We start from the raw sequence: 24635 nt of genomic DNA on the forward strand, positions 1-24635 counted from the left end.
GTCGCACAAAAAGGTGATTTCTTTCACGTGTAAGAAAGAAAAAACTATGAATTTCCATAAAGGCTTATTTAGCAAGAGTTATCAGCCAAAACAATCAAAATGTTTTAAATCTGTTTTCTCAGATTTCTGTCAAACGTTTGACAGTCTTTTTTAATTTTACGCTTCAAAGTATTATTTTCCGAATGTTTTAGTATTACAAATGTTAAACACCCAAAAATAAAAAAAGAGACAATAATCTGTCTCTGATTTTTCAAAAAAATAACTAACCTAACTAGATTTTACGATAACAATCCCTCTAATTCTTCAAGCGACAGACCAGTCACATCTGATACCACTTCTAGAGATAAGCCTTTTGAGAGCATCTTATGAATCAACTCTAAACGCTCCTCATGACGACCTCGTTCCAACCCTTGTTTAAGTCCACGCTCTAGTCCCTGCTCTAACCCTTTCTCTATGCCTTCTTCACGCGCTTCATCAATTGCTGTTTCCATGGTCATGTCATAATTTTCTTGAATACGTATGCGTTCATCAATCATCGCCTTTTCCTCCTGTGTCCAGCTGGATGAATCCAGTAATGAATCGGCATGCGTGACCGCTCGGCTAGGTGCCTTAGAAAATGGGAGATTTCCAAAGAACTCTAGCCACTGCCGCCCTTCATCCCTGATATGCTTATCTTTATTATACTTATCCAACTCTAAAAAGGCAATCTGAAGAAGGTTCTGCTGTTTCCCATCCTTATAGAAAGAATGCAGAGGCTTGCCCGTCCGACTATTGGCCATCCAATAAGTATTAATCGGGGACTCCTCATCTGGCAACAAGGTCTTCTCCAAGATAGCAATACCATAGACCGGCTCCATCTGCTCATACATCTTATGCGTCTGCCCTTGTTGGCGTAATTGTTGCACATTTTCTACCAGCTGGTTAGCCAAATAATAATGAAAACGATTGAGAAAATAATGCTGCTTACGTACCTGAATCTCAATGATAACCTCGGTTCCATCATTCAACTTGGCTCGAACATCCACCGAGGTTGAAAAGAGCTCATCCTCATCAAAGTCTTTTTTATGAAGCTGTGTCCCCTCCAAAATCTGAGCATCCACAACATCCAAATCCAAAATATCTCGAATAAATGCCACCGTCACTTCAGGCAGGCTGAAAATCTTCTTAGCCATAATATCCAAGGTCGGTGAGACATGCTTATGTCTTTTTTCCATCTACTTCTCCTTAAGAAAAAATAGGGGGTTGGTACCTCTACTTCTATTATTCGGAAAAAGTAAATGAAAGCTTGCAACTACCCCTTAAATGCTTCCACAAAAGCCTTGAGTTCTTCGTCTGCTTCTGGTGTCGTTCCATGAAGCTGGCCAAGCATGTCGAGAAGGGAGGCTGTCTGACTTTCAATCGTCGCATTAGTCTGATTAATCTTAGCCACGATCTCTGTCAGTGGCTCCACTTCCTCTTCCTCAAAGGTATCCACATAACGAGGAATATTAAGGTTGTAGTCATTTTCCACAATCTCTTCAAAGCTAGCCAGATGAGCGAACTTGTCCATATCCTCACGGCTCTTATAGGCATTGAGAATCTTCTCAATATGGGCATCTGTCATGATATTCTGGTTCTTCCCCTTATCAAACTCCTTAGAGGCATCGATAAAGTAAACATCACGATTGGTGCGGTTCTTTTTCAGAACGATAACCGTCGTCGGAATACTTGTGTTAAAGAAGATATTAGCAGGCAGACCAATAACCGTATCAATAGCACCTTCTTCTAACAAAGCCTTACGAATAGTCCCTTCAGCATTACCACGGAAGAGCACCCCATGAGGTAGGACGATAGCCATAACACCATTGTCTTGTTTCAAGTGATAGTAACCATGCAAGAGGAAGGCAAAATCAGCCTTAGACTTAGGTGCTAGTTTCCCAAATGGTGAGAATCGGGGGTCATCCAAGAAACCTGAGCTGGCAGACCACTTAGCTGAATAAGGTGGGTTCATGAGAACACCGTCAAAGTTAGTTGGCTCTTGAGTTGGCCAATCCTCATCCAAGGTATCAGCGTTGTGCAAAAACTGATTTTCAATCGGCACACCATGCAGAATCATGTTCATACGTGCCAGGTTATAAGTTGAGGTATTCAACTCTTGACCAAAGTAAACCACCGTCTGTGGCTGACGTGAATAACGTTTGGCATTAAGCAAGAGCGAGCCTGACCCCATAGTGGCATCATAAAGGGTAAAGCCTTGCTTATCCTCACGTCCTAAAAAGGCAATCTGAGTCATGAGCTTGGCAACAGGTTGCGGTGTATAGAACTCACCAGCTTTTTTACCTGAATCCGTCGCAAACTGACCAATCAAGTACTCGTAAGCATCACCAAGCATATCACCAGCATGACCTGCCACATCTAGGACAGCCAACTCTTTCATCACAGCCGCAACCGTCTGATTTTGCTTTTGAGGAGTCGCCCCAAGTTTCTTAGAGTAGAGGTCGATATCTTCAAAAAGATTTTCATAAAGCTCGTCACTCTGCTCAATATCACGGAAGCCCTGAGCCAAGTCCTCTAGCTGGAAGCTTCCATCATTCACTCGCTCAACCAAGGCCGTAAAGGTCAAGTCAGGATGAATGGCATAGCTCATCTCATCAGTGATGACCGCCAAAAGGTCCTCGTGAGTTTCCTCGTCCTCGTAGTATTTACGATAGACTGCCAGTGCCTCTTCCAAGCTTTCTGTCTCCTCCACCATGGTCTCTGCCACGAAAAAGAGCATCTTGTCCGACAAATACTTGTAAAAGACCATACCCAAGAGATAAGACTTGTAGTCGTTAGCATCCATCTTAGAGCGGAGCACATCCGCTGAGTTCCACAGGGCTTGATAAAGCGACTGAGAGGTTTGTGTTGTTCCTGACATAATGTTTCTTTCTATGTTTTTTTGAATGTTATCCTATTAGTTCTAATAGCCAATCACGCTTGTTTCCACTTCCTTGATGACCTCATCAGAAATCTTAGAAATAGGAAGTTGGTAAATGGTGTTTTGACGTGGGTTGAAAATGCCTAGATTTTCAATAGTTTGAAACTCTGGATGAATCGAACGCCTACCCATGAGATAGTAAATCAATAGCTGCAAGGTATGATCCTTATTAGGCTTGCTGGTGGTGACTTTAAAGTCCCAAAGGGTATCTTTGGTCAGGAAATCCCCATCACCAGTCGTAATGGTAGCCGTATAAGACCCCTCCATGGTAAAACCATCCGCAGTCACAGGACCAAAGGCCTTGAAAAAGCTCAAACTACGCTCAACCATGATACGAATATTAGCAATAGTAGCCTGATTTGGCACAATCCCCTCCACTGGACGATAAGCCAGAGGACCAGCACGAAAGGCACTATCAAAACCTGCCAACTGACAAGCCTTAGTAATCGACAAATCGTCTAGCCTCTTAACATCATCCAGAAGACCAAAAGCCTTAGCCTCCAGCCTCATGGCACGAGCACCAAGCAAGGAAATCTCAAAGGCCTCCTCAACAGCTGTCCCATCCATGAAACGACTAAGATAGTCCACAGCAGTCCCAACCAAACTAGCCACAATAGACTCCTCAGGATTAAGACCCTGACCATCATCAAGCGTCGTCACAGTAAAAGTCTTGACCGGAAGATAACCACCACGAGGCTGTTTAATCTGTTTGATACGTTGTGTTACTGATACCATGTTGGTCTCCTACTATTGCTTAAATTCTGTCGCTTTCGTCTACTATCACTGTAAAACTAAAAACTTCGTTACTAATCAGTCGAGTAAATAAATGTCATTTATTCTACTTTTTAGATGAACATATCTTGCAAGAGTTTCTTTTTCAGAGTCTCAAGCTGAGTTATTTTCTCTTGGTAAGAAGTGATAAGCTGGTCAAGGCTTGAGAAATAGGAACCAATGGCTTGTTGTTCTTCGAGTGAAGAAGGAAATGATACCTTTATTTTCTCTATCTGCCATAAAGAAAGCGAGGGTTGGGCCCCAATTGTTGAATCACTTTTGATAAAAGACTTTATTCTTGGACTTTTCAAAAAATTCAACATAAAAATCGCATCGTCTCTCTTCAATCTAATAATTGCAATTTGCTGATTTGTATTTGCAGGTAAATCTTTTTTATCAACTATCCCAACTACCCCAAGAGTACCGACAATTGAAAATAATACATCACCCTCTTTAAGTATAGAACGTTTTAGGTATCCTAAATGTTCTTCTAAACTTGTAGAGGCTGTCCGGACCAAACTACCAGTATCTCTATTTATACTTTCGGTTTTAATATAGTTTACTTCCCCTTGCCAGCTTTTATCTTTCGGTGTGGTTCCCTTAGTTATAATTTCAGTCCTTGATTTAAGTTCATATAATTTCCACTCACCTTCAAATCCATCCAAACGAATCTCAGGAACGGTCTGTCCAGCTTTAGGAAACATCTTTGAAAGCATGGTCGCCTTGAGAGATTGGTAGTTGGCGAGATTGTCCTTGTAGCTAGCCAAAAGGTCATCGAGGGTGCGAAAAAGAGAGCCAATGGCGAATTGTTCAGGTAGAGAGGGGATCATCATTTTATGATTTCTAATGATATCGCTATTTAAATTTACCTGACTCCCCGGTTGTCCATATTTATTCCATTTTGGCCTAAACATATCAAACCACTGAAACATAAATTCTCTATCAAATTTAGGATTTTCAAAAATTAAGAAACCATCATGCACACCAGTCTTTACATAATTTACAACAGGTTTTCCAACAGTGGCAGCAATACTTAATAATAAATGAGGAGTATTTAAGACTCTTGTCTTTTCTTGACCCAGTTTTGAGATTTTTTGTTCCAGATATTTGATTCTTCCATTTTGTTCAGTAACATCAGAAATTCGTAACCACCCAATATCTGAATTCTCATCAAACCATTTAGGGTTTTGAATAGGCCTCGGAGAGGCCCCTCTTTTTATCTTTGCTAAATTCCCAATTAGAATCGAATTCCATTTGTTATCAAATTGAGAAAACCTAATTTTCGGTATTTGTTCCATAAATATACTTGTCCTATTAGTAATTACTATCATTTTTTCTAATATTTTTTAAAGCTATATTTCATTCCTAACTCCTGAAATAAATAATAATGTAGTAACTTTTGTAAAATTACATTCGTCTTATAAAACTCATTATAGTCGGTCATCAGTCTAGGATATTTAGATTTTTTATCACCATGTGTATAATAATGTCGTGTTTGTACTATACTTTCAATAAATTGAGAAAAATTATTAAAACTTTCTAAAATCAACTTTTCAAATTCTGAATCTGAATTTTTAAATAAAAATATTAACTTGCTCTTCAAAAAAGATTCTTTATTCCTCTTCTTGAAAATTTTATTTTCGCGCTCATAATTTCTTATTTTTTCCTCATGAAAATTTCTTGCATAAACTTCTAAATTTCTTATTGTGGACAGTAAATTATCCTCAATGTAAGGTATAGAATGTAAATTTTTTGTATATTGCTTGATAATAAAATCTAGCTTTTCACTCTTTGTGAACCATTGATCCATAATCTCCGCAAAATTATCGTGTAAAGCATTCAAAGTAATATCTTCATATTTGTACTTCTCCCAAATTTTACCATCTCTATTATGCTGAAAAAAATATTTACCTTTAATTAAGGGCAACCTCTTACCTTCATTTACTAACTTAAATTGACTTAGGAAAGCAATCTCTGTAAATGAAAGAGGAGTTCCTGTTATTAGCTCAATATAGTTTTTAACTTGACAGGCAGTTTCATGGCAATGAGTAAAAGTAATTGCATCATTATCATTTGAAATACGTAAATAGTACCTACTTGATAAATTTAAATAATTATAGTCTATACTAGCAATTGCCCTATCCTCTATATAAAGATTTCTACTCGGAATAAATATTTTGGTTGTCTGATAATCTGAAACATTAGTTTCAACAGTCAACTCACCATTTATTTTTTTCTTAGAAAAAACCGACTTACCTACCCATTGTTCAATATTATCAAATGAAAAATCATAGTAGAATATTTGTTCTTCAGATAAGTAATCAATAATTTCCGGAAATTTTTTATCCAGTTTTTGGTAATAAATATCGTAAATTTTAAAATTTTTCACATGATATTTTGATAAGGTAAAACCAGGACTATGATCAATTCCATATACAAAACCGTAGCAATTAATAATCAATAATTTACCATCGCTTGTATATCCATAAATGACATCAGGAGCTTTCACAGTACCAATAATTTCATCTTCTAGAGAATTCAAATTACCAAATAATTCTAGAACGATATTATCATGTTTGTATGTCAATATACCACTTAACATGTTATCAGAAAGAAAATCTTCTTTTTGATCTGAAAAAAAGCCTTTTATTTCAAATACTTTATCTAATGTATACGATTTAAAATTTAATTTGTCCATACTCTACCTCCCCACTCTCAATGGTTCAATAACCTCTTCAATGAGTTTGGTGTAGGCTTCTTTGATGTGTTTTTTGTAGCTGAGCGGGTTGAGGGCATCAGCTGTTTCTGCTTTATAGTCTTTGTAGCGTTGGCTCTTGGTGAGCTGGCTTTCTCCAGATTGCTTCTTAGCACCTTTACGATAGTGTTGGACGTAGTAACGAAGTTCATCGAGTCCGACATACCATTCTCTGGCAAAGCGTTTGAGATGGTCGTCGATAATGGCTTCAATCATAGTGTCCAAGACACCAGTGATAGATTGTCCTTGGTAATCTTTAGGATTGGCTTGGACTTCTTTCCACAGATTTCGGATGATTTCGGCTAATTTTGGATTGGTGCGTTCCAGACTCTGGATATAGTTATCAACTGTTTCGATATCTTTGTCACTGAGGGCCTGTGGACTATCTTCTTCCTGCTGAATCATACTTTGAATCAAAGTCAGGATGTAAGCATAGTTAATCTCATCTACTTGGACCGATTCAAGTTCATAGTGGATGTCAAAGAGATTATCATCACCATCGTCTTCAGCTCGGCTTTTGAGTTCTGCTAGGATATTTTGATAGATTCCTAGATAGGTTTCGAGCTTTTCATCCGAAAGTCCTGTCTCTGCATAGATAGCCGCTTCATCGTATTCGCTATAGACACGGATAGATGCCAAATACTTGTCAAAGGTTTGATAAGCTTTGGCAATGCGACGGAGTTGTGGGCTAGTGGCCTGATCTATCGTGATGATATAGTTTTCCACATCTTCCACTTTTACTTGAAAGTCTATCCAGGCTTGGATAAAGTTAGCTTTTTCTTCTGCCCAGTCTGGGGCAGTAACATCATTTTCACCACCGTTTGAGTAGAGTCTAAGGGCGTTATCCACAGCCTCTTTAAAGGCCTCTGGCCTTTGGAAGGTGATGATATGGCCATAACGCTTTTTACTGTCAAAGATACGGTTAGTGCGACTAAAGGCTTGAATCAAATCCTGTGGACGCATAGGCTTACGATCGATAAAGAGAGTGGATAAACATGGGGCATCAAAACCTGTCAAAAGACGGTCAACAACGATGACCAAATCCAACTGCTCTTTACGAGGAATGTATTTGTCTAACTTTCTAGCCAAACGATTATTGATATCCGTATTAAAGCCACGCAAATCAGCCATATTAAAATGCGTCCCATACTCTTGATTGTAATCGTCCATGACCTGCTTCATGTGCTCTTGGTAGCCGATAGATTCTTCTTCATTTTCCGACACTGAGTAAGTGACTGTCACCTTTGGAAAGTCAAGTAGCACGCGCTTAACCCGCTCTGACACCTTGACACGTTCCTGTCCTGCCTTGATACTCTTGAGCAGATTGTAATAGGCCTGAGCCTGTGGAATGGACTTAACGGTTAAGATGGCCTCGTAGGTCTTGCCCTCACCATTTGGGAAGCCCAACTGTTGATAACTTTTGTTTAGGATAGCATCCAAGACTTCTAGCATGTGCTCTTTATCTTCATAGACAGAGTCAGGAAGGTCTTCTTCAGGAATCGGCGAAATAATGGTATTACGATAGTCCACCTTAAATCCCAGAACTGCCCCGTCATGGATGGCTTCTTTGACCGTATACTCATGGAGGCGTTCGCCATATTGTTGGTGGGTGGTTTGTGCCAAATCACCTAATTGCTTGCGTTTATTTTCCTTGAAAATCGGTGTTCCTGTAAAGCCATACCAGAGCGAATTGTGGAAAAAGCCTTTGATGTCTTTTTGGGTCTGAGGCGTGACCGCACGGTGACATTCATCCACAACAAAAGCCACACGAAGGTCCTTGATTTTTTCCGAATCCTTTTGATATTTACCTTCTTGGAACTTGCGCATCATAGTTGTGATTTTCTGGATAGTCGTCACAATCACACGCTTATCATTTCCTGCCAAACGCTTGACCAAGTCATGGGTATTGTCCGTTTCATCGATATCGATGACATCATTAGCAGCGTAAGAAAGAAAAGATGATGTCGTCTGCTGGTCAAGATCCCTACGGTCCACGACGAAAATCGTCTTCTGAATGGCTGGAATCTGCAAGAGGTTGCGAGCCACCTTGTAGGAGGTTAGGGTCTTACCAGAACCTGTGGTATGCCAGATATATCCTGATTCCTGTCGGCGAGAGGCATCTTGAACAGACTCGATGGCATGAATTTGATAGGGACGTAAGAGGATGAGGGCTTTTTTACTATCATCAATAACGGAGTACTGCATCACCATCTGATGGGCACGTGGAATAGACAGGACCTCATGGGCAAAGTCCATGAGACTGGTCATGGGTTTATTATCTTTATCCACCCAAGATGTCAAGAATTGTTTATTGAGTTTATCCTCTCGTGCAGCTGCGATATAACGTGTATCCACCTTATTAGTCACAACAAACATCTGAAGGGCAGAATAGATGCCACGTAACTTTCCTTCACGGTCATACTTTTTGATTTGATGAAAGGCATCCAAAAAGGCCACACGAGGACTCTTGAGCTCGATGTGGATAAGAGGAAGGCCATTAATCATCAGAGTTGTATCTAATCGACGGTCCTGATCTTGTGGATAAGCCTTGTCACGTTCTACTTGATTGACTACTTCGTAACTGGATTTTCCAGCAGCAATATTATCACGCCAGATGACAGAAAGTCGGATAGTCCCAAGGCTAGCATCTTCACGCTGTACCTCGACTTTAGCAATACCATTTTCACCCGCCAACCACTTAGCAGCTTCATAATAGTTAATGAAGTCAAGCTGGTTCTTGATTTGGCGCTTCTCCTGCTCAGTCAAGGGATGGTCAGCAAGTAGGGCAACATTATTTTGCGCTAACTTCTCAAAAAAGTTGTCCCATAATTGACCTTCGTTTTTTAAATCTGGGCGATAGGTCCACTGGCTCTCACCAGAGGTTAATTGCTCGATTAATTGACGTTCTATCTCAAGTTCTGGAGTAACAGGTGGCATGACTAATCCTTTCAATATTGTCGTAATCCCTTACATTATAGCATTTTCACGGTTTCTTTCATAGTTTTGGGAAAATTCCAACAAAAAAACACGGTAAGTCCGTGTTAATCGTTTTAGAATAGTAAATCATAATTGTTATGAAGATACATTATCTTCCCTAAACTTACTTCACATGTGAATCAAGTGGGACTACTGCCAATGTCTTTCCTAGACTAGCCAGTATTTTAAGAACCGTATCTAACTGAGGTGCCGTTTTTCCTTTCTCCATACGTGCGATAACAGGTTGTTTGACACCACTTAGCTCTTCTAGTTTCTTTTGGGAAATGCCTTGTTTTTTACGAGCATCAATAATCTCAAGCATCAGTGCGACACGGAGTTCACTCGCCGCAATTTCCTCTTTAGTGAAAATAGTTTTCTGTAAATCATCCCAACTACTTCCAATTGCTGGATTCTTTTCTAGGGTCATCTTACAATCCTCGCTTTCTAATATCATCTAAAGCTTTTTGAGCCTTCATCAGCTCACGTCTTGGAGTCTTTTGTGTCTTTTTCACAAAATAATGAAGCAAAATAAAACCATCATCTAGCCATGCTGCAAATAAAATTCTATCTCTTAAGGGTCTTAGTTCCCAAATCTCTCCTTCCAAATGTTTAATGAATGGTTCACCAATCATGGTTCCTCTATTTTTTAACATAGTCAGGTAGTCTTGAATTTTATGCAATTTAATTCTAGAATCTTTACTTGAATTCATAGATAATGTTTCAATATACTCTCTAACAGGTTCATGTCCATTTCTATCTTTATAAAAATGAATAGGATACATACAAATCTCTCTTCCTTTATTATAACTTATAAGTACTTACATGTAAATACTTATAAGTTATTATTTTAAAATATCACTATTTAAATTTATATTCGTAAAAGGTTAGGAAAAATGATAAAAAGCCACCTATAGTGGCTCAGAATGTATATTATTTATGATCTAGACATGGCAAAAATACGAGTAAGCGACCAAATTTTGTAGCCCTTTCCATCTGGAAAAGGTTTATCGGAGACTTTTTATTCCTCCCTATGAATGGTAAACCCTGTGGCTTGTTGGTTTGCCATGATGGTCATGTCTGAAATTTGGACGCGTCGTGGTTGCTTGGTGACATAGAGAACTGCGTCCGCAATATCTTGAGCTTGGAGGGCTTCTAACCCTTGATAAACTTTCGCCGCCTTGTCCTTGTCACCGTGAAAGCTAACTTGAGAAAAGTCGGTCTCAACGATACCAGGCTGAATGGTTGTCACCTTGATATCTGTGGCAATGGTATCGATACGCAAGCCATCACTGAAAGTTTTTACTGCAGCCTTGGTTGCTGAATACACGGCAGCACCTGCATAGGCATAGATGCCCGCCGTAGAGCCCATATTGATGATATGGCCCTCATTGGCAGCAACCATGCTTGGCAAGATCTGACGTGTCACCATCATCAAGCCCTTGACATTGGTGTCGAGCATGGTCAGCATGTCCCACTCCTCATAGTCTTGATAAGCTGTTAGACCTAGTGCCAGACCTGCATTATTGACCAAGACATGGACTTGCCCCACGCTTTTGAGAATGGCTTGGCAAACATCCTTGACCATGGCCATATCTGTGACATCCAGGGCAAAGGTCCAAACTTTTTGATTTGGATAGGTTGCTTGGAGCTCTTCTTTTAGAGCTTCTAAACGCTCCACACGGCGACCGGTTAGGATGAGATTTTCTCCCTCTTTGGCAAAGGCACGCGCTGTTGCTTCGCCAATTCCTGATGTTGCTCCTGTAATAAGTACGTTTTTAGACATAAAATCCTCCACTTCTATGGTTCCGCTGTCTCTAATCGTTGTTGGTTAATTCACTCAACTTCTTGATAAAATCAGGAAGTTCAAGTTTGGGCAGGTTAGATTTCCTATTTCCCGACTTCCAAAATATCCAGAGTAACTGGTTGAAACCATCCTGCAGCACTTTCTTTTGTTGGTCCGAGAGATTGCCAAATTCTTGCAACATCTGGCCTAGCTTAGGGAGAGTTTTTATCCCAATATCATCCAGACTTTCAATTCCAGAATCAAGAATGGTATCAAAGAACAAGTCACAAACCTGCTTGAGTTCTTGATTTGGCAAGGTCTCAATCCATTCTTGGAAGGTCTCTTTTAAGCGTTGACTCAAGTCCGTCGGCTGGTCCTCATAAACAAAATCATTTGTTTCCAAGTCAACCTGCCAAAGCAAGACATTGTGTTGAGCGATGCCTATGCCATCTGCTGCTACGAGCTTTGCGGTTTTGTCCCAGTAGAGCATAACTCCCACAACTGATTCTTGAGGTCTGATAACCGTCATCTTGGGTTTCAACTCTTGGTAAGAAGGCTTCTCTAAGAGGAACTTCATCAAGCCCGGAGAATCAAGAAGCAAGAGCTCTGCTATTTGCTCACGCAAGACAGTCGAACTCTGAACAGCCGAATAGAGGGCAAGATTGCCACCCTTGGAGTGTCCAGAAACAACGATATGACCACTGAGGTTTGACAAGTGCTTCTCCAGAAAGGCCATGGCTGAGCGATGCGCAGGAATTTCCCGACTGTAGGTCAACTGAAAATCCTCCTTCCACCCAATGACGCTATCATCTGTCCCACGAAAGACAATCTGCTGGTAGTCCAACTCAGGCAGGCTGAAAATCATAGCCGCAAACTGTTTTTCGACTTCCTTGTCCAAGACACTACAGTAGTCACTTAGATTAAGTCCAGTGAAACGCCTAGACCTGACCATGGCTTCAGCCAAATCGACACGTTCCTTAGTCACCATGAAGGTATAATCGGGATTTAGGTCCTTCCCTTCAGCATAGTCATGTAGATTGATGGTTTCCTTCAAATCACTTGCCGTGAGCCATTTTTCATAAGTCAGGTAACCAATCTCATTGATGCAAACCTTATCCAAAATATTAAGAGGCTCTTTGTCGAAAGGCAAATCCTTAACCTTTTCAAGATAATCGATTAAATTGGACATCATTACTCCTTAAAGTCTTTCTTACTTTGATTTTACTAGAATTTTCAATAAATTGTTAGTGAAAAATGTGATATGATAAGAGAGATTATTTATTAGGAAAAGGAAGCTTATGACTGTTTCACGATTTTACCGTATCTTACTAGCTCTCTGTGGACTGGTAGGAGTCTCTATCCAAATCCTTGATGATGGTTGGGGCATGTTGCTCTATTACACTGTTTTGTCCAATATCCTTGTCTTTTCTAGTTTGATTTTCTTTATCATCTATGACTTCAAAAAAGAGGATGCGACGACTAATACCAAACTCTTGCGTTACAAGGGTGGCGTAACCATGGCTATCCTCATCACTGGAGTCATCTATCATATCCTCTTGGCACCTATTACAGAGCCTGAGAAATTCTGGACCCTCCGTAACTTCTTGGTCCACTATATTGTGCCTTGGGGATTGGTGCTTGATACCCTCATTTTCGATGCTAAGAAGGCCTACCGTCTACGTGAGCCAATTTACTGGTCCGTGGTCCCTCTGTCTTACTTTGCCTTTGCCCTTCTAAATGGCTTGGTACTAAAACTCCCAATTCCAGGTGCCAAAGATAGCCCCTTCGCCTACTTCTTTATCAATGTCAATAAATTTGGTTGGAACAAGGTCTTGGTAAATGTCCTAGTCATCAGTGCTGGGTATATCGCTGTTGGCTATCTCTTATATCTCTTGAAAAAATTTATCGGTCGTAAACCGGCATAAAACACGAACTGAGCTACCCTAGGTAACTCAGTTTTTCTATTGCAACAAGCCCAATTTATCAAAAGCTTTGTACAAGCCATCAGCTTCAACATCGTCTGTGACTAGATCTGCCATAGCCAAGATTTCTGGCCCACCATTTCCCATGGCAACGCCAATCTCACAGTATTCCAACATAGGGATATCAATCTTGGCATCTCCGAAAGCAATGGTGTCCGAACGCATAGCACCCAAATATTCCAAAAGAACATCAATGGCATGGGCCTTGTTAATATCCTTAACACCCAAATCACCAAACAAGGCTGTTTCACCTCGACCACCCCAAGTATGGGCTTCAAGCTGTGGAAAAGCTTCTTTGGAATCCAAGTGATCCTGATAGGACTCCAAAACGAAACTGACCTTGTTTAGGTCGTCACGGTAGAGTTCCCCACCATACTGGAGGCCATGAATGAAATCTTCTGGTTCCTTACCCTCAACAGACTCTGCAGATTGCCCCTTTTGAATAGCGTAAGTCTTTAGTGTCTCACGCGCCCGCTCCCGAAAATCAGGACTAGCAAAGAGACCGTTATTGCTCTCCAGATAAAAGGCCAGATGGCACTCTGTCAGCCAATCCACAATCTTTGCTGCATCTTCCTTGGAAATCAGCTGATGCATGAGGACTTGGCCATGATGCTCTACATAAGAGCCATTGCCACCAATCATCCCATCCAAGCCAATTTCCCATAATTCAGGTTGCATTTCTGCCTTGCTACGGCCAGTACAAACATATACCAGATGCCCCTTTTCACGCGCCTGACGAATTGCCTTTACTGCTGACTCTGGAATGCGGTTATGATAATCCACCAATGTCCCATCAACATCTAAAAAAATAAGTTTTGACATGTTTTCACCTCGAGTCTTCTTTTATTTTATTATACCCTGATACGGTTGTAAGAGATACTACTATCCTCGGACAAACTGATACTATCCTATGATAGTCTTGTCTCCAATCCAATACATTGCCATTTCCCATGAAAGAAGCTATCATGAAAGTATGAACGATTTAAAAACTTTACTGAATCACCTGCCTTATAAATTAGCCGCCTATGATGCCCAAGGAAACTTTCTCTATGACAATGGTGGCGCTGATGGTAGTTTCTTTCCCCGTGAGGATGAAAATCTGCCTGACTGGATCATGTCTGAAGTTCTAGCATCTCCTACAAAAGAAAGAAGTTATCAGATTCCAACAGATAGTTTTGATCAAGTCCTGATCCAGACCTACCAAGCTGCCATAGACCAAGAAGGAAAGGTCCTTGGATTTTGGGAGACCGTTTATGATTTGAAGCAACCTCTCAAGACCTATCTGGATAACTCTGCTCAAGCCCTTGTCGCCTGGTCTGATGCCACTAGTGGCGCTAGTTTCAAGGAAGAAACTGACTTTTAAGCTAAATTTCTTGCTTTAATAAATGAAAAATTCACTTAATTCAAGACTAGCTCAAAACACCCTTATTCATAAAATGTGCCTAAGTCAGCACTACAAAGGCTTTTTGGAAATCAGTCACTTTAATATCTCTCACAGAATTTATAAACACTCTATTTTGCATTTTTGCGCTATTTAAGGTAAAATGGGAGTAATGAGAAAAAGAATAAAACCGATCGTTGTTTACGTGGTTCTAGCTCTTTTAGGATTAGCATTAGTTATTGCAAATATTCACAATACGTCCAAACAGCAGGCGCATCTCCAAAACGTGAAATCTGCTATTCCTTCTGCTACTACACCGAAAACAACAACCAGTAGTACATCTAGTAGTTCCGACGAGGAGCTGAAACTCAATCCCATTATCGACCTTTCGGGGTGGCAACTACCTCAGGATATCGATTACGATGTCTTGTCAAATCATATTTCTGGTGCTATTATCCGTGTCTTTGGCGGATCACAGATTAGTAAGGATAGCAATGCCGCTAGTTCGAATGGGGTTGACAAATCTTTTAAAAAACATATCAAAGAACTCCAAAAACGTGATGTTCCAGTTGCCGTCTATTCCTACGCTCAAGGTGCTTCTGTCAAGGAGATGAAGGAGGAGGCTCGTATTTTCTACAAAAATGCTTCTCCATACAAACCTACCTATTACTGGATTGACGTGGAAGAGGAAACCATGCCTAATATGGAGGAAGGTGTCCAAGCTTTTCTAGCTGAGCTCAAACGTCTAGGAGCTGATAAAGTTGGTCTCTATATTGGTGCTTATTTCATGCTTGAGCAAGAGGTTTCAACCAGAAACTTCGATGCTGTTTGGATTCCCGCCTACGGTACTGACTCTGGTTACTATGAGACTTTGCCAAACACTGATATTGACTATGATCTACATCAGTATACCTCACAAGGAAGTCTTCCTGGATTCGATAATATTCTAGATCTTAGCCAAATCAATCCCGAGAAAAACAAACGTAAAACCTTTGAAAAACTCTTTGGTAAGATCAAGCAAAAACCAACTAAAAATAAGAAGACTACTTCGACAAGTTCATCTAGTAGTTAATAGAAACCGGTGCCTAGAACACTGGTTTTTTTCTTGTCAAATTGGTTTAGGCGTGTTCGGACGAATGTGTTATAATGGATGGTAGAAATGTATAACTTTAAAAGGAGATATGACAATGGCTAAGAAAAGCAAAGTCAAGAAGACCCTGGTTGACCAAATTCTTGATAAAGCTAAGATTGACCATGATAGCTTATCCTTCAATGGTTTAGAGGGGGAGCTTCCAGAAGATGTGGCGCGTGAAAGCATTTATAAAACCCTCGCCCTTAAGGGAGATAAGACAGGGCCTGTCATCGGCATTGTCCCTATCACCGAACACCTGTCTGAAAAGAAATTAGCTAAAATTTCAGGGAACAAGAAGGTTCAAATGATTCCACAAAAGGATCTCCAAAAAACAACTGGCTATGTTCACGGGGCTAACAATCCTGTGGGAATTCGCCAAAAACATAATTTTCCTATTTACATCGATCATTCTGCCCAAGATGCTGGCTTCCTCATTGTCTCAGCGGGGGAAATTGGGCGTTCTATTCGTATCAATAGTCAAGAACTTGCTGATTTTGTTAATGCTGAATTTGCTGATATTAAGGAGTAATCATGAAACTGTATTTTGTACGTCACGGTAAAACTGAGTGGAACTTGGAAGGCCGACTTCAAGGTGCCAAGGGAGACTCGCCTTTACTTAAAGAATCTATCGAACAAGTACGTGAGCTAGGTCACTACCTCAGTGACACTCATTTTGACTTGGTCTTCTCAAGTGACCTACCTCGTGCTAAAAAAACTACAGAGCTCATCATGGAGTCTCAAAAACCTAAAGCTAAAGTTACCTACACTAAAACTTTGCGTGAATGGCAACTAGGTAAACTAGAGGGGCAAAAGATTTCCCTTATCCAAGCCATCTATCCAAAAGAAATGGATGCCTTCCGTAACAATCTAGCCAATTTCCGTGCTAAGGACTTCCAAGCGGAATCTGTCTACAAAACAACAAAACGTGTGGCCGAATTTGTCAAAACACTTAAAGACAGTGATGCTAAAAATGTCCTCATTGTCGGTCACGGAGCTAACTTAACAGCTTCTATCCGTACCCTCCTTGGTTTTGAACCTGGTCTTCTTCGTAAAGCAGGAGGTCTTGACAATGCTTCTGTCACTATTCTCGAAACCAACGATTTCGAGCACTTCACTCTTAAATGTTGGAATGATACGTCCTATATGGATGAACAAAACAAGATTAGCTAAATCATCGACTGACTTCATAAGACAAGCGATCCTGATCAAGGGTCGCTTTTTAGCACTCAAAAAACCCTTAAAGCCTACTACTTCAAGAGCTTCACTTCTATTATTTCCTCCCTCTTGATAAATAAAACGGCCACACGAGGCCGCTCTATTTATCTTCCATATTTCATACGAAGGATTTTTTCCTGATTAGCATTCAAACGAAGAAGGATAACCACTTTATCAATACTCATATTGCTCTCAAGAAGACGTTCAGCCGCCATCATAAGACCATTATTGATACCTAGTTGAAGGACTGGATTTTCATTATCATTGATATCAAAGATATATTTGTTATTTGGAAGGTCGAAAAGGACTTTCACCGCTCCAAAGAGTTGCTCAAAACTATCGATTTCCAAGTCGAATACTGGCTTAGTACCTGGTTTGAGGCTACGGCCACGGTGGTTAAACCACATAGAATGCCAGCCACCATTGAAGGCACCCATGACATCATTGTCATAAGAATCTCCAACATAGAGTGTCGTTGATGGATTCATGTCAAATTGCTCAGCTGCGAGATTGAAGATTTCCTTCTCAGGCTTTTGGAAACCTGTCGCCTGACTGACGATGACACGTTTAGGGTCCACGTAATCATAAAGTCCCAACTTCTTAACCTTCTTAAGTTGGTGCTCTGTCGGACCATTGGTAATAATACCCATAGGCACATTTTTTTCCTTAAGGAAATCAAGGGTCATGCGCATCTCATCAAGCATGGTGATATTTTCCAACTCATGCTCGTAAACCTCTTGGAAATGGTTACCCGTTTCTTCATCAATTTCACGGTAGCCAAACTCCAAAAGCGTCTCTTTACAGCGCCAAAAACGGAAATATTCGGTTGTCCACTCACCGGCCATTACACGTGGAAAACCAACATCAGAATAGTGGCGGAAACGAATGTAGGCTTGATTCATGTGACTCATATCAAAGTCAGGGAAACATTTTTCCATGGCAATACGATAAGGTGCCTGTTGGTCATAAATAGTATCGTCAACGTCAAAAACAATAGAGGTAATCATCTGTCCGTTCTTTCTTATATCATTCTCTTGTCAGAGACTTAGGTAAGTTAAGAGATCTAACAACTAGACTGCAATATCAGTCAGCTCCTAATTTAATCCTAGGTCTTGCAAAAGTAAGCTTTAAGTCAACTGTCTAGGGGCAATCTTACTAATCTGTTTTTTATCAGAGTGCAATTGCCCAAACAGTCTTATTATACCGTTTTTCCCCTCTTATTTCAATTTTCGACCCCATTTAAGAAAAGATTATTCGTGTTTTGAAGATAGAAAAAGGTTTGGAACAATTTGTCCCAAACCTAATGCATCTTGTCATATTCAGACACTTATTTAATTTCTTTAAAGGTCATTTTTTGTTTGACTTCACCCTGACCACCTTTGGCAATCTGGTAATAGAAATCTTTTGATGTAAAGTGGTCACCATAAGCAAAGACCTTGTTGTATTGCCATTGTGACAATTGATCGTCCTCTTTTTTACCAAGAGTCAATGTTGTCTTTGTCACACTGTATTCCCACTTAGCTGTTTGGTCATTATAAGCCTTGTCAAAATCAGTCTGACTCTTAGCAGCATTAACCACTGTCGTACGATCCTGACTCACAAGTGCCTTGTTACCGCCTTCTTGGAAAGCTACATACATGACACGATTATTGACCTCACCATTTAGAGAACTTGAGTATTGGTAAACCTTACCAGGTACAACACTATCCAAATGGTGTGTTCCCCAGTAATAGAAAGCACCAAATCCAGCTCCCGTAACCAAGAGACAGGCGAGAACGACACTAATAATGATATTTCTCTTTGACATGTCTTGCCCCTCTCTATTCGTCACCAGTTAGGTCAGAGAAAGTTGCCTCTGAGTCTGTTTCAGTGTGGCTTGAAGAACTTGATGATGAGCGTTCAACACTTGATGAAGCCTTAGATTCAGATGATTTTTCAGTGCTTGATGATGAACTTTCTTTTTCCTTGTAAACATCAACGTTGAAAGCCCACTTATCACCCTTATAACTTACCTGAATTTGAGCATATTTTGCCTTGATAAGATCTGACAACTTACTATCACTGTTAAGAACATCGTAAATCTTTTGAGCGAGAGCTTTGGCATTGTCTTCCGTTTTAGCACCATCTTTAGGTCCACCTACAATGTCTTGAGCCTTAGACGTTTCACCTTGACGGTAGAGGGACGTGCTTTCAGTGTCCTTCTTAGCAGTAGCATTTTCACCAGTCTTATCACCTTCATGTGAGAAGAAACTCCATGCAGGACGACCTGAACGTTTTTGTTGATATACTTGTTCGAATTCACTTTGAACCTTGTCTTGGAAAGCATCATCAGTCAATTCTTTTTCCTTAGAACTTTCTGTACTTGCTTTGCTTTCACTACTGCTTGCTGTTGAGCTTGATGCAGAAGATGATGATCCACTTGTTGAACTTGATGAAGCATCTTTAGATTCTGATGATGACGAAGATGAGTCCTTGCTATCTTTAGAATCTTTGTCTTTATCGTTATTATTGTTAGTCGTGCTATTTGAGAATGAAACGCTATTGTCAGAATTATCTGGAGCGTAGATCACTGTATTCTTAGAATGGTCATCAGAGACAAAAGTGCTGTTATTGATAATCACTCGGTTGTTATCACCGTAGTAGTTGTTGATAACAATCTTAGAATGTGCACAACGGTAACCATTACCAGTCACATGGTAACCTGCTGGGACATCACCATCACGTTTCAAGATGAGGACGTCACCTGCGAAGATAAGGTCAATATTCTGAATATTATTATCGTAGGCTAATTTTTCAATAGAAATTCCAGTCGCTTGAGAGATTCCCCACAAGGTATCTCCCCATTGAATCACGTATTGTTGGCCATCTAACTGCTGTGGATTGATGTTCTGAGTTGTCAAATTATTTGTAATTTGTTCAGGTGTGCTGGCAATCCAGTTTGTAATATCAGCAGCGTGAGCACTCGTTTGATTTTGATAAAAGCTATCTGCTAACACAGATACCGTAGGCATCCCAATAGGTGCTAGTAAAGCGCCAAGCATCACAGCTTTACTAATATAATTTTTCTTTTTCATCGTATTTCCTCCTTATATCATACGAAACTTACTTTGCTATTGTACACCCTTATTATTATATTTGTCAATAAATTCTATAACTTTCTAATCTAGCGTTAATACTAGTTAATGATTTGTCCTAAAAATAGACAAATCCTAGCTTTATTCATCTGACATTTAATCATTTGTCCTATCTTTAGAGGGTGATTTATGATACAATAATTACGACTATTTTATGGAGGACTAACATGTCAAATCAACACATGGAAGAATTGAACGATCAACAGATTGTCCGTCGTGAAAAAATGGCGGCCTTGGCTGAACAAGGAATCGATCCTTTTGGTAAGCGATTCGAACGCACAGCTACATCTGGTCAATTAAAAGAAAAATACGCTGACAAAACAAAAGAAGAATTGCACGAAATCAACGAAACTGCTACTATCGCAGGTCGTTTGATGACTAAACGTGGTAAAGGTAAAGTTGGCTTCGCCCACATCCAAGACCGCGATGGTCAAATCCAAATCTACGTGCGTAAAGATGCTGTCGGTGAAGAAAACTACGAAATCTTCAAGAAAGCTGACCTTGGTGACTTCCTCGGTGTCGAAGGTGAAGTTATGCGAACAGATATGGGAGAACTTTCTATCAAAGCTACTCATATCACACACTTGTCTAAAGCCCTTCGTCCATTGCCTGAGAAATTCCACGGACTTTCAGACGTTGAAACAATCTACCGTAAACGTTACCTCGATTTGATTTCTAACCGTGAAAGCTTTGACCGCTTTGTTACACGTTCAAAAATCATTTCTGAAATCCGTCGCTACCTCGATGCTCAAGGTTTCCTTGAAGTAGAAACACCTGTCCTTCACAACGAAGCTGGTGGTGCTGCTGCTAAACCTTTCATCACTCACCACAATGCTCAAAACATCGACATGGTGCTTCGTATCGCGACTGAACTCCACCTCAAACGCCTCATCGTTGGTGGTATGGAACGCGTTTACGAAATCGGACGTATCTTCCGTAACGAAGGTATGGATGCCACTCACAACCCTGAGTTCACATCTATCGAAGTTTACCAAGCTTACGCTGACTTCCACGATATCATGAACTTGACTGAAGGTATCATCCAACACGCTGCTAAAGCTGTTAAAGGTGACGGACCTATCAACTACCAAGGAACTGAAATCAAGATTAACGAACCATTCAAACGCATCCACATGGTTGACGCTATCAAGGAAATCACTGGCGTTGACTTCTGGCAAGACATGACTTTGGATGAAGCCAAAGCTATCGCTGCTGAAAAGAATGTTCCTGTTGAAAAACACTACACTGAAGTTGGTCACATCATCAACGCCTTCTTCGAAGAATTCGTTGAAGAAACATTGATTCAACCAACATTCGTTTACGGTCACCCAGTTGCTGTATCTCCATTGGCTAAGAAAAACCCAGAAGACCCACGCTTCACCGACCGTTTCGAACTCTTCATCATGACTAAAGAGTACGGAAATGCCTTCACCGAATTGAACGATCCAATCGATCAATTGTCACGTTTCGAAGCACAAGCTGCTGCTAAGGAACTCGGTGATGACGAAGCAACAGGTATTGACTACGACTACGTTGAAGCCCTTGAATACGGTATGCCACCAACAGGTGGACTCGGAATCGGTATCGACCGTCTCTGCATGCTCCTCACTGACACAACAACCATCCGTGATGTCTTGTTGTTCCCAACGATGAAATAATAATCATATCCCATTATTTGAATAATGGGATATTTTTATATGAGGTATAAACATGTTTAAAAAATTGAAGTCCCTTTTTAAGAAAAAATCAACTGTAGTTGAACAGCCTGAGACAAAGAGAGAAGAAAGTCAATTAGACTTTCCCATAGACCGCACAAATTATTTTTTCGATCATGCACTTGTATTCTATTGTGAAGAAAATGATATTACTTCAGAAAAACTAAGCAAATCAGATATGCTAGAGATTAGCAAAAGAGCTGCCTTACATCTCAGTGTCTTCGTAGCCTGGCTAGCAAAGCACGATTTTCTGAATCCCCAAAGTGATAGCTTTAACCTTGAAGATGCACAAAAACTCAAGAATGAAACGATTACGGGTACAGACTATCTCTTTAAACATCTTGATGAAAAACTCTATTCATCTGATATTAGTGACACACTCCTCCCCTTCATCTCTGATTTTTATGAAGATTATATGGATTTTTGTTATACAGTCTTGGTTGATGATGTTGCTAAAACTGAATTTGACTGGAAAATCTATCACTTGGTTGAAGATGACATTGACGAGATGTTTACCAGTTACAAAGAACAATTAGTATAAATAGAAAAAAATTCTCTCGTAATTACCGTGAAACCTTCTTTTATATTTTGCTCTTGGAGCCCTTACTCAAGTAACCGAACCTCCCATCACCGCTAGCATAGTGGTTAGTAAAAAAATAAGCTAGTTGATTCACCTGGTTTGTGATAATAAAACTTACCAAAGTTACTACTATAATTGCAAGTATCCCCAAACCATCACCTTCATGTTACTCTCCTAACATAAGGAAGTTGTTTAACTCAAAACTATCAAAAAGTTCTCCCTCTTGATAACTTCAGAGGGAGAACTTTCTGCTATTTAACGTAAGTATGCAATGGATAAGTAGGGAATTCAACTTCACGAGCTTTTTCAGATGTCACAAAGCCAGCTGGTGCATCTAATACTGTAGGAATTCGGTTGATAATAGTTGCACAGGTATGTGCAACTGTATCTGGTTTTGACACTGAGAAGACAAGATTAGGCTCACCAGTAATCTCCCAGTCACACATATCTCCATCATCTTCACGATATACCTTACCTATACATTCCACTTCAAACTCAACTCCTTGGTGAGTATGAATCGTTGTTACTGCTGACATACCTGTCACGTCACCTGCTTTAATAGTTCGACCAAGAGTTGCAGAATAGACATCCTCATCTAGAACATAAGGAACACTCTTTTGAGAAATATCCTTAATGGTCCAATTCATTTTTGAACAAATAGCTTCAGCAGAATTCCACATATAAGATGGGAAACTTTCAGCACTTGCGATTTCAGCATCAAATCGTTCTAAATCATAACCAGCACCATGAGCTTCTGCAAGAGCAAGTCCATAGTCTTCTACATTATAGCTAACCTTACCTTTGATCTTATCGATTCTATTTAGCCCTGCCATGGCAAGACAAGGCATATTAATCCAGTAAATATCTTGCATCCCAGATCCCATAATTGTAACGCCATATTTTTTCGCTAATTTATCTAAGCGATTTGTCTCAGATGGTGAGGTTGTCCAAGGATAAATGGCTTCTTCACAAGTTGTTATAACATTGACCCCATGCTAAATAGCTGTTTCGAAGAAATCATACATTTCTGGCATATAGGAAAGAATTGTCACGATGGCGATATCAGCATCACAATTGCTAAAGACTTCCTCCGCATTGTCTGAAATTAGGACACCAGTTTTATAACCGAGTCCTGCAAAATCACCTACATCTTGACCAACAATATTTGGATTATTATCAATCGCTCCAACGATTTCAATACCATGATCTAACATGTATTTAAAAAGAACTTGAGACATTTTCCCACAACCAAATTGTACTGCACGAATTTTAGTATTTTTCATAGATTTCGCCTTCTTTCTATAAAGGTTGTTATTTATTTCACAATTATATTATAATGTCTCTAGTAACTAGAGAGTCAATAGAAAGTTTGGTGGAAAATGAAAGACATTTTACGAATTGGAGAGTTCTCCAAATTAAATAATATTCCTATTCGTACGCTAAGATTCTATGATCAGATTGGTCTCTTGAAACCATATCAAGTCGACCCTGAAACCAACTATAGAAGTTATCATATTGAGCAATCATCCCTAGTGGATGCCATACAGTATTTGCGTCAACTTGACTTTTCTTTGGAAGAGATTAAAGAAATCCTGTCTGATATCGAAAATTCACACCTTCACAAACTGATTATCGACAAGTATCAGCAACTCATTGAAGAACAAAAACGTATCAAAAAACAACTTCGAGAAATTGAAATCTATCAATCTGGAGCCTTGCTTTACCAGACGAAATCCCACTCTCAACACTTAGAAATCCAAACATTTCCTGAACGTTCTCTTTATCGCTTTCAGATTGATTCAAATATCTATCAGATGTCAACTGAGGAATACGAACTTCATTTACGGTGTTTTAAGCAAGAAATCATACAATACAATCCTTTTTTCAATCATTTTAGTCGAGTAGGTTCAATTATGCCAAAAGAGAATTTCATCAGTCAAAACTTTGATTCCAAAGAGTTTACACTATTTGATGATGAACCCATCTATCACTCTCATCTAACCAAAAGCATACTCCCAGAAGGTAACTACGCTATACGTTACTGTAAATCATTCGAAGAAGAAATTAAACTCTTGCCTCAATTCCTCTTAGATATTCGTGAACAAGGTTATCAAATTATTGGAGACTATCTTTGTGAGGTCATCCATGAGCAGCCGAGCCTAGAAGAACAAAAAAGAGATATGTTTATTCGAATGCAAGTTAGAATTGGAAAAAAAGTTAAAAATTTCAACCTAAACCATTTTCGTAACTAGTAT

22 protein-coding genes and 1 pseudogene are annotated in these 24635 nt (G+C 39.8%); 8 read left to right on the forward strand and 15 right to left on the reverse strand.

Going from position 1 to position 24635, the window contains the following annotated elements; translation table 11 throughout:
* Positions 1-278: 278 nt before the first annotated feature.
* The 10 genes from NST80_RS06685 to NST80_RS06730 all read right to left on the reverse strand — a co-directional run bounded on the left by NST80_RS06685 (position 279) and on the right by NST80_RS06730 (position 12430).
* The gene (locus NST80_RS06685) at positions 279-1214 is read right to left on the reverse strand and encodes an Rpn family recombination-promoting nuclease/putative transposase (protein WP_104020840.1); all 936 of its coding nucleotides are present in this window, start codon (positions 1212-1214) and stop codon (positions 279-281) included.
* Positions 1215-1291: 77 nt separating this feature from the next.
* A complete protein-coding gene (locus tag NST80_RS06690; RefSeq protein WP_183138226.1) occupies positions 1292-2896 on the reverse strand; it encodes a type I restriction-modification system subunit M in 1605 nt (534 codons plus the stop codon).
* A 42-nt stretch (positions 2897-2938) separates the two neighbouring features.
* Positions 2939-3691 carry a hypothetical protein gene (locus NST80_RS06695; RefSeq protein ID WP_183136273.1) on the reverse strand — a complete coding sequence of 251 codons (753 nt, stop codon included), beginning with the start codon at positions 3689-3691 and terminating at the stop codon, positions 2939-2941.
* Between the two features lie 110 nt (positions 3692-3801).
* A complete protein-coding gene (locus NST80_RS06700) occupies positions 3802-5025 on the reverse strand; it encodes a restriction endonuclease subunit S (protein ID WP_227039481.1) in 1224 nt (407 codons plus the stop codon).
* A 38-nt stretch (positions 5026-5063) separates the two neighbouring features.
* Positions 5064-6425 carry a HEPN domain-containing protein gene (locus NST80_RS06705; RefSeq protein ID WP_183136272.1) on the reverse strand — a complete coding sequence of 454 codons (1362 nt, stop codon included), beginning with the start codon at positions 6423-6425 and terminating at the stop codon, positions 5064-5066.
* A gap of 3 nt (positions 6426-6428) precedes the next feature.
* Complete coding sequence (locus tag NST80_RS06710) at positions 6429-9419, reverse strand: type I restriction endonuclease subunit R (protein WP_183138227.1); 2991 nt, start codon at positions 9417-9419, stop codon at positions 6429-6431.
* Between the two features lie 163 nt (positions 9420-9582).
* Entirely contained in the window at positions 9583-9885 is a 303-nt protein-coding gene (locus NST80_RS06715; protein ID WP_045768898.1) for a helix-turn-helix transcriptional regulator, read from the reverse strand.
* A gap of 1 nt (position 9886) precedes the next feature.
* A complete protein-coding gene (locus NST80_RS06720; protein WP_045768899.1) occupies positions 9887-10240 on the reverse strand; it encodes a type II toxin-antitoxin system RelE/ParE family toxin in 354 nt (117 codons plus the stop codon).
* A gap of 236 nt (positions 10241-10476) precedes the next feature.
* Complete coding sequence (locus tag NST80_RS06725; RefSeq protein WP_045768900.1) at positions 10477-11241, reverse strand: SDR family NAD(P)-dependent oxidoreductase; 765 nt, start codon at positions 11239-11241, stop codon at positions 10477-10479.
* 31 nt (positions 11242-11272) lie between these two features.
* Positions 11273-12430, reverse strand: coding sequence for an Mbeg1-like protein (locus tag NST80_RS06730; RefSeq protein ID WP_183138228.1), 1158 nt, complete (start codon positions 12428-12430; stop codon positions 11273-11275).
* A gap of 109 nt (positions 12431-12539) precedes the next feature.
* Here NST80_RS06730 and NST80_RS06735 point away from each other — a divergent pair, with 109 nt between their 5' ends.
* Positions 12540-13166 (forward strand): Pr6Pr family membrane protein, encoded by a 627-nt coding sequence (locus NST80_RS06735; RefSeq protein WP_045768902.1) that lies wholly within the window; start codon positions 12540-12542, stop codon positions 13164-13166.
* A 36-nt stretch (positions 13167-13202) separates the two neighbouring features.
* On the opposite strand, the gene NST80_RS06740 is transcribed toward NST80_RS06735, so the two are convergent.
* Positions 13203-14045, reverse strand: coding sequence for a Cof-type HAD-IIB family hydrolase (locus NST80_RS06740; RefSeq protein WP_045768903.1), 843 nt, complete (start codon positions 14043-14045; stop codon positions 13203-13205).
* 151 nt (positions 14046-14196) lie between these two features.
* Here NST80_RS06740 and NST80_RS06745 point away from each other — a divergent pair, with 151 nt between their 5' ends.
* The 4 genes from NST80_RS06745 (at position 14197) to NST80_RS06760 (ending at position 16906) form a co-directional block, all read left to right on the forward strand.
* Entirely contained in the window at positions 14197-14586 is a 390-nt protein-coding gene (locus tag NST80_RS06745; protein WP_045769008.1) for a hypothetical protein, read from the forward strand.
* A gap of 190 nt (positions 14587-14776) precedes the next feature.
* On the forward strand, positions 14777-15676 hold the full coding sequence (locus tag NST80_RS06750) for a glycoside hydrolase family 25 protein (protein ID WP_183138229.1): 900 nt from the start codon (positions 14777-14779) through the stop codon (positions 15674-15676).
* 115 nt (positions 15677-15791) lie between these two features.
* The gene (locus tag NST80_RS06755) at positions 15792-16265 is read left to right on the forward strand and encodes an aminoacyl-tRNA deacylase (RefSeq protein ID WP_118171921.1); all 474 of its coding nucleotides are present in this window, start codon (positions 15792-15794) and stop codon (positions 16263-16265) included.
* A 2-nt stretch (positions 16266-16267) separates the two neighbouring features.
* Complete coding sequence (locus tag NST80_RS06760) at positions 16268-16906, forward strand: histidine phosphatase family protein (RefSeq protein ID WP_013990825.1); 639 nt, start codon at positions 16268-16270, stop codon at positions 16904-16906.
* Positions 16907-17055: 149 nt separating this feature from the next.
* Here NST80_RS06760 and NST80_RS06765 read toward each other — a convergent pair whose 3' ends face one another.
* The 3 genes from NST80_RS06765 to NST80_RS06775 form a co-directional block, all read right to left on the reverse strand.
* Positions 17056-17958 carry an HAD family hydrolase gene (locus NST80_RS06765; protein ID WP_002890593.1) on the reverse strand — a complete coding sequence of 301 codons (903 nt, stop codon included), beginning with the start codon at positions 17956-17958 and terminating at the stop codon, positions 17056-17058.
* A 320-nt stretch (positions 17959-18278) separates the two neighbouring features.
* A complete protein-coding gene (locus NST80_RS06770; protein WP_004182767.1) occupies positions 18279-18758 on the reverse strand; it encodes a hypothetical protein in 480 nt (159 codons plus the stop codon).
* 13 nt (positions 18759-18771) lie between these two features.
* Entirely contained in the window at positions 18772-20025 is a 1254-nt protein-coding gene (locus NST80_RS06775) for a LysM domain-containing protein (protein WP_118171920.1), read from the reverse strand.
* Between the two features lie 227 nt (positions 20026-20252).
* Between NST80_RS06775 and lysS the strand changes: the two genes are divergently transcribed.
* A complete protein-coding gene (gene lysS / locus NST80_RS06780; RefSeq protein ID WP_013990828.1) occupies positions 20253-21743 on the forward strand; it encodes a lysine--tRNA ligase in 1491 nt (496 codons plus the stop codon).
* A gap of 52 nt (positions 21744-21795) precedes the next feature.
* Positions 21796-22341 carry a hypothetical protein gene (locus NST80_RS06785; RefSeq protein ID WP_045768906.1) on the forward strand — a complete coding sequence of 182 codons (546 nt, stop codon included), beginning with the start codon at positions 21796-21798 and terminating at the stop codon, positions 22339-22341.
* A 290-nt stretch (positions 22342-22631) separates the two neighbouring features.
* Here the strand turns inward: NST80_RS06785 and NST80_RS06790 are convergent.
* Positions 22632-23663 (reverse strand): annotated as a pseudogene (locus NST80_RS06790) (dihydrodipicolinate reductase).
* 96 nt (positions 23664-23759) lie between these two features.
* Between NST80_RS06790 and NST80_RS06795 the strand changes: the two are divergent.
* Complete coding sequence (locus tag NST80_RS06795) at positions 23760-24632, forward strand: helix-turn-helix domain-containing protein (RefSeq protein WP_045768907.1); 873 nt, start codon at positions 23760-23762, stop codon at positions 24630-24632.
* The last annotated feature ends 3 nt before the right edge of the window (positions 24633-24635 follow it).

It is taken from the genome of Streptococcus sp. FSL K6-1323, from assembly GCF_038630745.1.
GTDB lineage: Bacteria > Bacillota > Bacilli > Lactobacillales > Streptococcaceae > Streptococcus > Streptococcus salivarius_D.

Coding starts and splice junctions, on each gene's coding strand:
- NST80_RS06685 (WP_104020840.1), bottom strand. CDS start 1,214: ATGGAAAAAAGACATAAGCATGTCTCACCGACCTTGGATATTATGGCT.
- NST80_RS06690 (WP_183138226.1), bottom strand. CDS start 2,896: ATGTCAGGAACAACACAAACCTCTCAGTCGCTTTATCAAGCCCTGTGG.
- NST80_RS06695 (WP_183136273.1), bottom strand. CDS start 3,691: ATGGTATCAGTAACACAACGTATCAAACAGATTAAACAGCCTCGTGGT.
- NST80_RS06700 (WP_227039481.1), bottom strand. CDS start 5,025: ATGGAACAAATACCGAAAATTAGGTTTTCTCAATTTGATAACAAATGG.
- NST80_RS06705 (WP_183136272.1), bottom strand. CDS start 6,425: ATGGACAAATTAAATTTTAAATCGTATACATTAGATAAAGTATTTGAA.
- NST80_RS06710 (WP_183138227.1), bottom strand. CDS start 9,419: ATGCCACCTGTTACTCCAGAACTTGAGATAGAACGTCAATTAATCGAG.
- NST80_RS06715 (WP_045768898.1), bottom strand. CDS start 9,885: ATGACCCTAGAAAAGAATCCAGCAATTGGAAGTAGTTGGGATGATTTA.
- NST80_RS06720 (WP_045768899.1), bottom strand. CDS start 10,240: ATGTATCCTATTCATTTTTATAAAGATAGAAATGGACATGAACCTGTT.
- NST80_RS06725 (WP_045768900.1), bottom strand. CDS start 11,241: ATGTCTAAAAACGTACTTATTACAGGAGCAACATCAGGAATTGGCGAA.
- NST80_RS06730 (WP_183138228.1), bottom strand. CDS start 12,430: ATGTCCAATTTAATCGATTATCTTGAAAAGGTTAAGGATTTGCCTTTC.
- NST80_RS06735 (WP_045768902.1), top strand. CDS start 12,540: ATGACTGTTTCACGATTTTACCGTATCTTACTAGCTCTCTGTGGACTG.
- NST80_RS06740 (WP_045768903.1), bottom strand. CDS start 14,045: ATGTCAAAACTTATTTTTTTAGATGTTGATGGGACATTGGTGGATTAT.
- NST80_RS06745 (WP_045769008.1), top strand. CDS start 14,197: ATGAACGATTTAAAAACTTTACTGAATCACCTGCCTTATAAATTAGCC.
- NST80_RS06750 (WP_183138229.1), top strand. CDS start 14,777: ATGAGAAAAAGAATAAAACCGATCGTTGTTTACGTGGTTCTAGCTCTT.
- NST80_RS06755 (WP_118171921.1), top strand. CDS start 15,792: ATGGCTAAGAAAAGCAAAGTCAAGAAGACCCTGGTTGACCAAATTCTT.
- NST80_RS06760 (WP_013990825.1), top strand. CDS start 16,268: ATGAAACTGTATTTTGTACGTCACGGTAAAACTGAGTGGAACTTGGAA.
- NST80_RS06765 (WP_002890593.1), bottom strand. CDS start 17,958: ATGATTACCTCTATTGTTTTTGACGTTGACGATACTATTTATGACCAA.
- NST80_RS06770 (WP_004182767.1), bottom strand. CDS start 18,758: ATGTCAAAGAGAAATATCATTATTAGTGTCGTTCTCGCCTGTCTCTTG.
- NST80_RS06775 (WP_118171920.1), bottom strand. CDS start 20,025: ATGAAAAAGAAAAATTATATTAGTAAAGCTGTGATGCTTGGCGCTTTA.
- lysS (WP_013990828.1), top strand. CDS start 20,253: ATGTCAAATCAACACATGGAAGAATTGAACGATCAACAGATTGTCCGT.
- NST80_RS06785 (WP_045768906.1), top strand. CDS start 21,796: ATGTTTAAAAAATTGAAGTCCCTTTTTAAGAAAAAATCAACTGTAGTT.
- NST80_RS06795 (WP_045768907.1), top strand. CDS start 23,760: ATGAAAGACATTTTACGAATTGGAGAGTTCTCCAAATTAAATAATATT.